The organism is Pseudomonas sp. W15Feb9B, from assembly GCF_000828175.1.
Classification (GTDB): domain Bacteria; phylum Pseudomonadota; class Gammaproteobacteria; order Pseudomonadales; family Pseudomonadaceae; genus Aquipseudomonas; species Aquipseudomonas parakoreensis.
The window spans coordinates 169,909-181,573 of the sequence record NZ_JTKF01000026.1 but is presented as its reverse complement, the minus strand read 5'-3'; the positions used below and the strand labels follow the sequence as shown (position 1 = coordinate 181,573).

Here is an 11,665-nt window from a genome sequence, read left to right as displayed (position 1 = left end):
GCCGACCAATTTCTAACTGAAAACACTCAATCCCATGTAGGAACTGCCGAAGGCTGTGATCTTTTGATCTGGCTTTGGCTTTGGCTTTGGCTTTGGCTTTGGCTTTGGCTTTGGCTTTGGCTTTGGCTTTGGCTTTGGCTTTGGTTTTGGTTTTGGCTTTGGCTCTTGATGTGGCTTTTGATCTTCAGCCCCTTCGGCAGGCCGAGCGAAGGTGTCCATCCGGGGGGTAGGCGCGCAGCGCCATGCGGCGAAGCCGCATACATCGAGAGGAGGTGCAGCGAAGCAAACCGTAGGCGATGCCCCCGGATGGGCACCGTAGCGAGGGAACACTGAGCCTAAGCGAAGTGCCGTACGCCGTAAGGGCGGAACCGTAATCAGCAACACCCGCAGCAACGGATATGCTCACAAATCCAAACCCAAAAAAAAGGCGCGATCCTCACGAATCACGCCTTTCTCATGCACCGCTGTCTATCAGCTACCCAGCGCTTTGGATGCCAACCAGAACAACCCAGCCGACAGCGCCACCGTCGCCGGCAAGGTCAGAACCCACGCCAGCAAAATGGTGCGAACAGTCCCGCCTTGCAGGCCGCTCTTGTTGGCGACCATGGTGCCCGCCACGCCCGAGGACAGCACGTGAGTGGTCGATACCGGCAGACTGAAGATGTTGGCCATACCGATCAAACTGGCGGTAGTGATCTGCGCCGACATGCCCTGGGAATAGGTCATGCCTTGCTTGCCGATCTTCTCGCCGATGGTCAGTACCACGCGTTTCCAGCCAACCATGGTGCCCAGGCCCAAGGCCAGCGCGACCGCCAGAATCACCCAGAACGGGGCGTATTCGGTGGTGGTGGTCAGGTCTTTGCGCAGTTTGTCCAGGTCAGCCTTTTCACGCGCTTCCAGGCCTGGCAGCTTGCCGACTTTCTTCGCAGTGTCGTCCAGGCACAGCAGGTAGCGGCGCACTTCGATGCGGCTTTCCGAGGACAGCGAATGGTAGTCCGCTACACCTTTGAGCGTATCGAGCAGGGCGTTGATGGTCGGTTCGGTCTGCTGCGGGTTGCAGCGGAATTTCTCCGGCAGGTCGCCTTCAACACTTTTGCCCAGGGCCAGGAACTCGCCCAGGGAATCAGCATTGCGCTTGTAGAACTGGCTCAGGTGCAGGGTCGCATCACGGGTGCGTTCGATCTGGTAAGTGGTGCTGCTCAGGTCGAGGACGAACTGCGCAGGCACGATACCGATCAACACCAGCATGATCAGGCCGATGCCTTTCTGGCCATCGTTGGAGCCGTGCACGAAGCTCACGGCCATGGCCGAGATCACCAGGACCAGGCGGTTCCAGAACGGCGGATGTTTCTTGTCGTCGATCTTGCGGCGCTGTTCCGGGGTCTTGTGCATCTTCGACAGCGGGCGCCACCACTTCAGGCCGATCAGGATCAGCGCGGCGATCAGGAAGCCGGCCATTGGCGAGAACACCAGCGAGGCGCCGATGTCGATCGCTTTCTGCCAGTTCACACCGTCGGCCAACGGGATGTTGTTGATCAGGGCGTTGGCCAGGCCAACGCCAAGGATCGAACCGATCAGGGTGTGGGAACTGGAGGCCGGGATACCGAAGTACCAGGTGCCCAGGTTCCAGGTGATCGCCGCGGCGAGCAACGAGAACACCATTGCCAGGCCATGGCCGGTGTTCACATTGATCAGCAGTTCTACCGGCAGCAGGTGAACAATGGCATACGCCACGCCAACGCCGCCCAGCAACACGCCGAGGAAGTTGAACACACCGGAGAAGAACACCGCCAGGTGAGGCGGCATGGCTTTGGTGTAGATAACAGTGGCTACCGCGTTAGCGGTGTCATGAAATCCATTGATGAACTCGAAGGCGAGGACAAACGTCAGGGCGAGCAAGAGGCTCACAAGCACCCAAGCATCCAGTCCGCTGAATAAATCGATCATGAAGGTTTTCTGACCCGGTCATAAGGGGGCGCGATTATGCCAGAAAAGACTGGAAATCGATCCCCTACCTGCTCATCGGTAGCAATCAATGTCGAATTAAATTGTTGCAAGGTGCAAAGCCCGAGTGTGTTGCAGGGTTTTTCAAGTGTTTGATTCTCTTGAAAAAACCTTCAGGCAGCAGGCGTTTCGTCGAGTGCGCGAGGGCCTCAAACGCTTGTGTGAAATATCTCTGAAACGAGTCAGACACGCTCCTTTCCCGCACAACACGGGGGAGGTGGCCGCTGCCCGCGGATAGCGGGCGCGCAAGGCATTGTCGGGTCACCGCGCTTGTAGCCGGTGGCGACGCAGACCCTCGAAAAACTCACAGTCGCCCGTTCATGGCTCTTCGGTTTTGAGTTCTTCTTCCATCTTTTTCAGTTCTTGCTGGAAAACCTGATCCTGAACAGTGGGGCGTTTACGCCATGCTTTGCGTTCCGGTTCCGGTTGAGCGGCGTAGGTGGTGACTTCCCCGCCGTAAACTTCCTTGTAACGTTGTTCCTGGCGCTCAAGTTCCGCGCGCAGTTCGTCTTTCGTCACAGTGCTACCTGTTTGAGTTGAGATGAATGTCTGGTGAAACGCACGGCAACGAGTCGATTGAGCGCGTCCACCGAAAGGTCATGCCCGTAAAGGCATTGGAGTTATCGGCAGGGCGGTCAAGACTTCCATGTTGCAGGCGGCTGCGACACCAGATTAAAACTGAACGCAGCATCAGTTGCCTGTTTCAGCGGGCGCTGTCGTTGCATGAGTCATGCGCGTCAGCGCTGGCCGGAGCTGTCGGCGATTGGCATCGCTTCGGCAGGTGGCGGCTTCGGTGAATAAAACCGGCCCCACTGAGAGGCATTATAGCGGTCGATTCGGGATTGACTATCTTTGCCAAGTTAAAAACGGTTCCGGATGTGTGATTGTTTTTGTGACTGACAATTTTTATCGCTAGTTGAAATCCGCTGAAACCTTTATGCGCCCAGCGTTGTGTTTCTGACGCCATTAAGTCGAACAACTAACGCACGATGGAAAGTTGGATTAATCCGTTCCATGGTCGATCAGGCAAACCATGAAGAGCCTGTGCCGCGGATTGCGATAATCGGTCGACGGTTCGATAATCGCCCAATCTTGGCGTCCCGGTCCTTGTGCATTTGCCGGCGAGCCGCTTGTATAGCCATTGATCCGCGCCGCAAAAAAGGACAAGAAATGAACGATCAAATGCGCAACTCCTTCACCTCCGTGGCGCCGCCGATCGTCGCGTCGCCAGCCAAGCGTATCCAGGCGCTGACCGGCGATCCGGATTTCATGACCTCGCTGGCCCGTGGCCTGGCAGTGGTGCAGGCGTTCCAGGAGCGCAAGCGGCACCTGACCATCGCCCAGATCAGCCATCGCACGGAAATTCCCCGCGCCGCCGTGCGCCGTTGTCTGCACACCTTGATCAAACTGGGTTACGCCACCACCGATGGCCGTACTTACTCGTTGTTGCCCAAAGTGTTGACCCTCGGCCACGCATATCTGTCGTCGACGCCGCTGGCGGTCTCGGCCCAACCGTACCTCGACCGCATGAGCGAGCAACTGCACGAAGCCTGCAACATGGCCACGCTCGAAGGTGACGACATTCTGTACATCGCCCGTTCGGCAACCACACAACGGCTGATCTCGGTGGATCTGTCGGTGGGCGGGCGTCTGCCGGCCTATTGCACTTCGATGGGCCGTATCCTGCTGGCGGCGCTGGACGACACTTCGTTGCGCGAATACTTAGACCATGCCGAACTAGTGGCCAAGACCAGCCGCACCCTGCATACCCCGGAAAGTCTGCTCGCATGCCTGCAGGAAGTGCGGCAACAGGGCTGGTGCATCGTCGATCAGGAGCTGGAGCAGGGCCTGCGCTCGATTGCGGTGCCGGTCTACGACGCGTCGGGCCAAGTGGTGGCGGCGCTCAACGTCAGTACCCACGCCGGCCGCGTCAGCCGCACCGAACTGGAACAACGCTTCCTGCCGGGCCTGCTCAGCGCCAGCCGCGACCTCAGCGCACAACTGTTCGCCTGATGAAGCTGTTCGATAAACGCACAGTGTTGCGTTTATCGAATTGACGCTAAAACCCTCGGATCATTAATGTCGCGGCAGCGTCATCCGGCGCCGATATGAATGAGCCTGCCGGATTGTCGACTCCCATAATAATGACAAGAGGCAACTCACCATGCGCATGCTCCCCGACTGTCTCAGCTCCGTTCCCTGTTGCCGGATTCACCGCAACGCCTGATCCCGACCTTCTATTCTTGTGACCGTGCCGCTCTCTGGCCGGCCGCCGTTCGACTGCGTTTTTTGCGTGGAATAAAAATAATGAACCAGCCTCAGTCCGCTGTAGGTAACTGCCTCGACGTGCAGACCTTCATCAATGCCCAACCGATCTCGCGCTATCAGTGGCGGGTGGTGATCCTGTGTTTCCTGATTGTGTTTCTCGATGGCCTCGACACAGCGGCGATGGGCTTTATTGCCCCGGCCCTGTCTCAGGAATGGGGCATCGACCGCGCCAGCCTCGGCCCGGTGATGAGTGCCGCGTTGATCGGCATGGTCTTTGGCGCTCTGGGTTCGGGCCCTCTGGCTGACCGTTTCGGGCGCAAAGTGGTACTGGTCGGCGCGGTGCTGCTGTTCGGCGCTTTCAGCCTGGCCTCGGCCTACAGCACCAACGTCGAGCAATTGCTGGTGCTGCGTTTTCTGACCGGTCTCGGCCTGGGCGCCGGCATGCCCAACGCCACCACGCTGCTCTCGGAATACACCCCGGAGCGCAAAAAGTCATTGCTGGTGACCAGCATGTTCTGCGGCTTCAACCTCGGCATGGCCGGTGGCGGATTCATTTCGGCGAAGCTGATCCCGGCGTTCGGCTGGCACAGCCTGCTGCTGATCGGCGGGATCCTGCCGCTGATCCTCGCGGTGGTGCTGCTGTTCTGGCTGCCGGAGTCGGCGCGTTATCTGGTGGTGCGCAATCGCGGCACCGACAAAGTGCGCAAGACCCTGTCGCCAATCGATCCGGTCGCCGTGGCGCAAGCCTCGAGTTTCAGCGTTCCGGAGCAGAAAACCGTCAAGGCGCGCAACGTCTTCGCGGTGATTTTCTCCGGCACTTACAGTGTCGGCACTTTGTTGCTGTGGCTGACCTACTTCATGGGCCTGGTCATCGTCTATCTACTGACCAGTTGGCTGCCGACCCTGATGCGTGACAGCGGCGCGAGCATGGAGCAGGCGGCGTTTATCGGCGCGTTGTTCCAGTTCGGCGGGGTGTTGAGCGCGGTCGCTGTCGGCTGGGCGATGGATCGCTTCAATCCGCACAAGGTCATCGGCACGTTCTACCTGCTGGCCGGGGTGTTTGCTTACGCGGTGGGGCAGAGCCTGGGCAATATCACATTGCTGGCGACCCTGGTGCTGGTGGCAGGGATGTGCGTCAACGGTGCGCAATCGGCGATGCCTTCGCTGGCGGCGCGGTTTTATCCGACGCAAGGGCGGGCGACCGGGGTGTCGTGGATGCTCGGGATTGGCCGGTTCGGCGCGATTCTCGGGGCGTGGATGGGCGCGACGTTGCTGGGGTTGGGCTGGAACTTCGAACAGGTGCTAACGGCGCTGGTGATTCCGGCGGCGTTGGCGACCACGGCGGTGGTGATTAAAGGTGTGGTCAGTCATGCGGATGCGACCTGATATTTCGATGTAAAGCGAAAAGATCGCAGCCTTCGGCAGCTCCTGCATGTGAACGCGTAACCCTGTAGGAGCTGCCGCAGGCTGCGATCTTTTGGCGGTCAACACGGAACGATAGGGTGATAACAATCCGTTCGATAAACGAACACTCAGTCGATTATCGGATTGTTTGGCGATTTTCAGCGGCTTAATCTGCAGTGACTCCGGCGCTGAACCTCGCGCCTTTTTCTCACTGGCGATTCACTACAAAAAACGGGAGCCCGCTCCATGGCTGAGATCCTTTCGCTGCACGACGCGGTGAAGCAATTCGTCAACGACGGCGACACCGTCGCGCTCGAAGGCTTCACTCACCTGATCCCTACGGCGGCGGGTCATGAAATCATTCGTCAGGGCAAGAAAGATCTGACCCTGGTGCGGATGACGCCTGACCTGATCTACGACCAACTGATCGGTGCCGGTTGTGCACGCAAGCTGATCTTTTCCTGGGGCGGCAACCCCGGTGTGGGTTCGCTGCACCGCCTGCGCGATGCGGTCGAGAAGCAATGGCCGCATGCCCTGGAAATCGAAGAGCACAGCCACGCCGACCTGGCCAACGCCTACGTCGCCGGCGCTTCCGGCCTGCCGTTCGCCGTGCTGCGGGCCTACGCCGGTTCCGACCTGCCGAAGGTCAATCCGCTGATCAAATCCGTGACCTGCCCGTTCACCGGTGAAGTGCTGGCCGCGGTGCCGTCGGTGCGTCCGGACGTGACCGTGATCCACGCGCAGAAAGCCGACCGACAAGGCAACGTGCTGTTGTGGGGCATTCTCGGGGTGCAGAAAGAAGCCGCGCTGGCAGCCAAGCGCTGCATCGTCACGGTCGAAGAAATCGTCGACAACCTCAACGCGCCGATGAACGCTTGCGTGCTGCCGACCTGGGCCTTGAGCGCGGTCTGCCATGTACCCGGCGGCGCGCATCCGTCCTACGCCCACGGTTACACCGAGCGTGACAATCGTTTCTATCAGGCGTGGGATCCGATCGCCCGTGACCGTGAGACGTTTACCGCGTGGATCAACGAATACATCCATGGCTGCGCTGACTTCAGCGCGTTCCAGGCCAAGTTGGCCGCTGCTTCGGAGGCCAAGTAATGACTTACACCACCAATGAAATGATGACCGTCGCTGCGGCCCGTCGCCTGAAGAACGGCTCGGTGTGCTTCGTCGGCATCGGCCTGCCGTCGAAAGCCGCCAACCTCGCGCGCCTGACGTCGTCGCCGGACGTGGTGCTGATCTATGAATCGGGCCCGATTGGCGCCAAGCCAAGCGTGCTGCCGCTGTCGATCGGTGATGGTGAACTGGCGGAAACCGCCGACACCGTCGTGCCGACCGGTGAGATTTTTCGCTACTGGCTGCAGGGCGGGCGCATCGACGTCGGTTTTCTCGGCGCCGCGCAGGTCGACCGTTTCGGCAACATCAACACCACCGTGGTCGGCGACTATCACGCACCGAAAGTACGCCTGCCGGGTGCCGGTGGCGCGCCGGAAATCGCCGGTTCGGCGAAGAGCGTGTTGATCATCCTCAAGCAGTCGGCGCGTTCGTTCGTCGACAAGCTCGACTTCATTACCTCGGTCGGGCATGGCGAGGGCGGCGATTCGCGCAAGCGTCTGGGCCTGCCGGGTGCCGGTCCGGTCGGGATCATCACCGACCTGTGCATCATGGAACCGGAGCAGGGCACCCACGAATTCGTGGTCACCGCTCTGCATCCGGGCGTGACCCGTGAACAAGTGGTCGCCGCCACCGGTTGGGCCATTCGTTTTGCCGACAACGTGGAAACCACGGCTGCGCCGACCGAGACCGAACTGACCGCGCTGCGCGATCTCGAAGCGCGCACCGCCGCCGCCCACGGCCAGGCACCGGGAGAAGCATGATGCGTGACGTGTATATCTGCGATGCAATCCGTACGCCCATCGGCCGTTTCGGCGGTGGACTGGCCGCCGTCCGTGCCGACGATCTGGCCGCTGTGCCGATCAAGGCACTGATGGAACGCAATCCTTCGGTGGACTGGAATGCAATCGATGAAGTGTTCCTCGGCTGCGCCAACCAGGCTGGCGAAGACAACCGCAACGTGGCGCGCATGGCGCTGCTGCTGGCGGGCTTGCCGGAGAGCGTGCCGGGGGTGACCCTCAACCGTCTGTGTGCTTCGGGCATGGACGCGATCGGCACCGCGTTCCGTGCGATTGCCAGCGGCGAGATGGAGCTGGCGATTGCCGGTGGCGTCGAGTCGATGTCCCGCGCGCCGTTCGTGATGGGCAAGGCGGACGCAGCGTTCTCGCGCAACATGAAACTGGAAGACACCACCATCGGCTGGCGTTTCATCAACCCGCTGATGAAGGCCCAGTACGGCGTCGATGCGATGCCGCAGACCGCCGACAACGTCGCCGACGACTATAAGGTGTCGCGCGCCGACCAGGACGCGTTCGCCCTGCGCAGTCAGCAACGCACGGCTGCTGCACAAGCGGCGGGCTACTTTGCCGAAGAAATCGTCGAAGTGCGGATCGCCCACAAGAAGGGCGAAACCGTGGTCAGCCAGGACGAACATCCGCGCGCCGACACCACGCTTGAAGCGTTGGCCAGATTGAAGCCGGTCAACGGCCCGGACAAGACGGTTACCGCTGGCAACGCGTCCGGCGTCAACGACGGTGCTGCTGCGCTGATTCTCGCGTCTGCCGAAGCGGTGAAAAAACACGGCCTGACAGCACGGGCCAAAGTGCTGGGTATGGCCAGCGCCGGTGTTGCACCTAGGGTGATGGGCATCGGCCCGGTGCCGGCGGTGCGCAAACTGATCGAGCGCCTCGGCGTGGCGGTCAGCGATTTCGATGTGATCGAACTCAACGAAGCCTTCGCCAGCCAAGGCCTGGCGGTGCTGCGTGAATTGGGTCTGGCGGATGATGCGCCGCAGGTCAACCCGAACGGTGGCGCGATTGCCTTGGGCCATCCGTTGGGCATGAGCGGCGCGCGCCTAGTGCTGACGGCGCTGCATCAGCTGGAAAAGACCGGCGGCCAGAAAGGTCTGGCGACCATGTGCGTCGGCGTCGGGCAGGGTCTGGCCCTGGCCATCGAACGCGTCTGACGCAGCGCGTCGACTGATAAGAACAGAGGAAAGCGAAATGACTGACAAGCCTGGCTACCGTCGTCCGCAGGAAGGCACCCAGCCTGAGTACCTGCACCCGACGTATCAATCCACCAACCTGCGCTCGCCGTCCAAGCCGTTGGTGTTTCTGCCGCATTCGTTGTCGGAGATCACCGGCCCGACTATCGGTGCCGAACGTGTCGCCGACAAGGACAACGACCTGACCGCCCAGCACGACGGCGAGCCGTTGGGCGAGCGCATCATCATTCACGGCCGTGTGCTCGACGAAAACGGTTTGCCGGTGCCGGGGATTCTGGTGGAGATCTGGCAGGCCAACGCCGCCGGTCGCTACAACCACAAGCGCGACCTGCACGACGCGCCGCTGGACCCGAACTTCACCGGCACTGGCCGCACCGTGACCGATGCCGACGGCTGGTATCAGTTCCAGACCATCAAGCCCGGTGCCTATCCGTGGGGCAACCACCACAACGCGTGGCGCCCGGCGCACATCCATTTCTCGCTGTTCGGGCCGAGCATTCTCACCCGCCTGGTGACGCAGATGTATTTCCCCGGCGACCCGCTGCTGGCCTACGACCCGATCTACAACTGCGTGCCGGACACTTCGGCCAAGGAACGTCTGATCGCCGCTTTCGATCTGGAAAAAACCATTCCGTCCTACGCCCTCGGCTATCGCTGGGACATCGTCTTGCGCGGCCGCGACGCCACGCCGATGGAGAAATAAGATGACGCTGACTGCCACCACGTCCCACACCGTCGGGCCGTACTACCACATCGGCCTGACCTGGCTGAACCGCGAAAACCTCGCGGTCGAACAAACCCTCGGCGAGCGCGTGGCGATCACCGGCCAAGTCGTTGACGGCAACGGCGATGTGGTCAACGACGCGATGCTCGAAGTCTGGCAGGCCAACGCCGCTGGCAAGTACGCGCACCCGGAAGACGAGCAGGACAAACCGCTGGACCCGCATTTCGAAGGTTTTGGCCGGGTGCCGGTGGACGCCGAAGGGCGCTTCCGTTTCACCACGATCAAACCGGGCACGGTCGAAGGCCTGAAGGGCTCGACCCAGGCCCCGCATCTGGTGGTGCTGGTGTTTGCCCGTGGTCTGGTCAAGCACTTGCTGACACGCATCTACTTCGAAGGCGACCCGGCGAACGTGAATGATCCGCTGCTGGAATGTGTGCCGGCGGAGCGCCGCGGGACGTTGCTGGCGAAGCCGGATGCGGCGGGGGTTTATCAGTGGAATGTGATTTTGCAGGGCACTGAGGCGGAGACGGTGTTCTTCGATTATTAAGATCAAAAGATCGCAGCCTCATGGCTGGCGATCGTCTGTGGCGAGGGAGCTTGCTCCCGCTGGCTTGCGCAGCAAGCCCAAAGCTGAGGTACGCAGTGAATCAGGTTATCTGCGTTATCTGGTTTACGACTGCTTCGCAGTCGAGCGGGAGCAAGCTCCCTCGCCACAGGATTGTGTAACGCCCTGCTAATGTATCTGTGGAACGGGACTGTTGCGAAGTGTGTCTAGACTCTCACCTGTCCCTTCAGAGTAAAAAACAATGACAACTACCACCGCTCATTACACCGGCGAAGAGCGCAGCAAGCGCATCTTCGCCATTGTCGGTGCCTCGTCCGGCAACCTGGTCGAATGGTTCGACTTCTACGTCTACGCCTTCTGCGCGATCTATTTCGCTCCGGCGTTTTTCCCCTCCGACAACCCCACGGTGCAACTGGTCAACACGGCCGGGGTGTTCGCTGCCGGGTTTCTGATGCGCCCGATTGGCGGCTGGATCTTCGGGCGGCTGGCGGACAAGAAGGGCCGCAAGACCTCAATGATGATTTCGGTGCTGATGATGTGCTTCGGCTCATTGCTCATCGCCTGCCTGCCGACTTACGCCAGCATCGGCGTCTGGGCACCGCTGCTGTTGCTGTTCGCGCGTCTGCTGCAAGGTCTGTCGGTGGGCGGCGAGTACGGCACCACCGCCACCTACATGAGTGAAGTCGCGCTCAAGGGCCAGCGCGGCTTTTTCGCCTCGTTCCAGTACGTGACGCTGATTGGTGGGCAACTGCTGGCGGTGTCGCTGGTGGTGATCCTGCAACAGTTCCTCAGTGAAGATGAACTGCGTGCTTACGGCTGGCGGATTCCGTTTGTGGTCGGTGCGGTGGCGGCGGTGATTTCACTGTTCCTGCGTCGTTCGCTGAAAGAAACCACCAGCAAGGAAATGCGCGAGAACAAGGACGCCGGCAGCATCCGCGCGCTGTTCCGTGATCACAAGGCCGCGTTCATCACCGTGCTCGGTTACACCGCCGGTGGCTCGCTGATTTTCTACACCTTCACCACGTACATGCAGAAGTACCTGGTGAACACCGCCGGCATGCACGCCAAGACCGCCAGCTACATCATGACCGGCGCGCTGTTCCTGTACATGTGCATGCAGCCGCTGTTCGGCATGCTCGCCGACAAGATCGGTCGACGTAATTCGATGCTCTGGTTCGGCGCGCTCGGTACGTTGTTCACCGTGCCGATCCTGCTGAGCCTGAAAAGCATCAGCAGCCCGATTCTGGCCTTCGTGCTGATCACCGTGGCGCTGGCGATCGTCAGTTTCTACACCTCGATCAGCGGCCTGGTGAAAGCCGAAATGTTCCCGCCGGAAGTCCGCGCCCTCGGCGTCGGTCTGGCCTATGCGGTGGCCAACGCGATCTTCGGCGGTTCGGCGGAATACGTGGCCCTGAGCCTGAAGGCCGGGGGCATGGAAAACGCTTTCTACTGGTACGTCACGGTGATGATGGCGGTGGCGTTCCTGTTCAGCCTGCGCCTGCCGAAACAGGCGGCGTACTTGCACCACGATCTGTAAACCGATGTGCGCGGGCCGCATTGGCCCGCGCCGGCAAGG

General features: G+C 60.8%; 11 protein-coding genes. 8 read left to right on the top strand and 3 right to left on the bottom strand.

Annotation, left to right across the window (positions count from 1 at the left end):
- Positions 1 to 471: 471 nt before the first annotated feature.
- The 3 genes from OC71_RS14945 to OC71_RS27805 all read right to left on the bottom strand — a co-directional run bounded on the left by OC71_RS14945 (position 472) and on the right by OC71_RS27805 (position 3,186).
- Positions 472 to 1,947, bottom strand: coding sequence for an inorganic phosphate transporter (locus OC71_RS14945; protein ID WP_007963152.1), 1,476 nt, complete (start codon positions 1,945 to 1,947; stop codon positions 472 to 474).
- 375 nt (positions 1,948 to 2,322) lie between these two features.
- Entirely contained in the window at positions 2,323 to 2,523 is a 201-nt protein-coding gene (locus OC71_RS14940; protein WP_003222398.1) for a hypothetical protein, read from the bottom strand.
- 483 nt (positions 2,524 to 3,006) lie between these two features.
- A complete protein-coding gene (locus OC71_RS27805; protein ID WP_140395991.1) occupies positions 3,007 to 3,186 on the bottom strand; it encodes a hypothetical protein in 180 nt (59 codons plus the stop codon).
- Here OC71_RS27805 and pcaR point away from each other — a divergent pair.
- From pcaR to OC71_RS14900, 8 genes are all read left to right on the top strand, one after another.
- The gene (pcaR, locus tag OC71_RS14935) at positions 3,175 to 4,017 is read left to right on the top strand and encodes a pca regulon transcriptional regulator PcaR (RefSeq protein WP_041070522.1); all 843 of its coding nucleotides are present in this window, start codon (positions 3,175 to 3,177) and stop codon (positions 4,015 to 4,017) included. The two genes, OC71_RS27805 and pcaR, sit on opposite strands and share 12 nt — an antisense overlap.
- A 294-nt stretch (positions 4,018 to 4,311) precedes the next feature.
- Entirely contained in the window at positions 4,312 to 5,658 is a 1,347-nt protein-coding gene (locus OC71_RS14930) for an MFS transporter (RefSeq protein ID WP_041070520.1), read from the top strand.
- 264 nt (positions 5,659 to 5,922) lie between these two features.
- Positions 5,923 to 6,780 carry a CoA transferase subunit A gene (locus OC71_RS14925; protein ID WP_041070518.1) on the top strand — a complete coding sequence of 286 codons (858 nt, stop codon included), beginning with the start codon at positions 5,923 to 5,925 and terminating at the stop codon, positions 6,778 to 6,780.
- Positions 6,780 to 7,559 carry a CoA-transferase subunit beta gene (locus OC71_RS14920; RefSeq protein ID WP_041070516.1) on the top strand — a complete coding sequence of 260 codons (780 nt, stop codon included), beginning with the start codon at positions 6,780 to 6,782 and terminating at the stop codon, positions 7,557 to 7,559. The genes OC71_RS14925 and OC71_RS14920 overlap by 1 nt, the downstream gene beginning before the upstream one ends.
- Positions 7,556 to 8,761, top strand: a complete 1,206-nt coding sequence (pcaF, locus tag OC71_RS14915) for a 3-oxoadipyl-CoA thiolase (RefSeq protein WP_177327915.1) — start codon at positions 7,556 to 7,558, stop codon at positions 8,759 to 8,761. The genes OC71_RS14920 and pcaF overlap by 4 nt, the downstream gene beginning before the upstream one ends.
- A 37-nt stretch (positions 8,762 to 8,798) precedes the next feature.
- Positions 8,799 to 9,503 carry a protocatechuate 3,4-dioxygenase subunit beta gene (gene pcaH / locus OC71_RS14910; protein ID WP_041070512.1) on the top strand — a complete coding sequence of 235 codons (705 nt, stop codon included), beginning with the start codon at positions 8,799 to 8,801 and terminating at the stop codon, positions 9,501 to 9,503.
- A gap of 1 nt (position 9,504) precedes the next feature.
- Complete coding sequence (gene pcaG / locus OC71_RS14905) at positions 9,505 to 10,071, top strand: protocatechuate 3,4-dioxygenase subunit alpha (protein WP_003222412.1); 567 nt, start codon at positions 9,505 to 9,507, stop codon at positions 10,069 to 10,071.
- Between the two features lie 259 nt (positions 10,072 to 10,330).
- A complete protein-coding gene (locus OC71_RS14900) occupies positions 10,331 to 11,626 on the top strand; it encodes an MFS family transporter (protein WP_041070509.1) in 1,296 nt (431 codons plus the stop codon).
- The last annotated feature ends 39 nt before the right edge of the window (positions 11,627 to 11,665 follow it).

Excerpts from the sequence above, each read along its gene's own strand:
- OC71_RS14945 (WP_007963152.1), bottom strand. The coding sequence starts at position 1,947 with ATGATCGATTTATTCAGCGGACTGGATGCTTGGGTGCTTGTGAGCCTC.
- OC71_RS14920 (WP_041070516.1), top strand. The coding sequence starts at position 6,780 with ATGACTTACACCACCAATGAAATGATGACCGTCGCTGCGGCCCGTCGC.
- OC71_RS14900 (WP_041070509.1), top strand. The coding sequence starts at position 10,331 with ATGACAACTACCACCGCTCATTACACCGGCGAAGAGCGCAGCAAGCGC.
- OC71_RS14925 (WP_041070518.1), top strand. The coding sequence starts at position 5,923 with ATGGCTGAGATCCTTTCGCTGCACGACGCGGTGAAGCAATTCGTCAAC.
- pcaG (WP_003222412.1), top strand. The coding sequence starts at position 9,505 with ATGACGCTGACTGCCACCACGTCCCACACCGTCGGGCCGTACTACCAC.
- pcaF (WP_177327915.1), top strand. The coding sequence starts at position 7,556 with ATGATGCGTGACGTGTATATCTGCGATGCAATCCGTACGCCCATCGGC.
- pcaH (WP_041070512.1), top strand. The coding sequence starts at position 8,799 with ATGACTGACAAGCCTGGCTACCGTCGTCCGCAGGAAGGCACCCAGCCT.
- OC71_RS14930 (WP_041070520.1), top strand. The coding sequence starts at position 4,312 with ATGAACCAGCCTCAGTCCGCTGTAGGTAACTGCCTCGACGTGCAGACC.
- pcaR (WP_041070522.1), top strand. The coding sequence starts at position 3,175 with ATGAACGATCAAATGCGCAACTCCTTCACCTCCGTGGCGCCGCCGATC.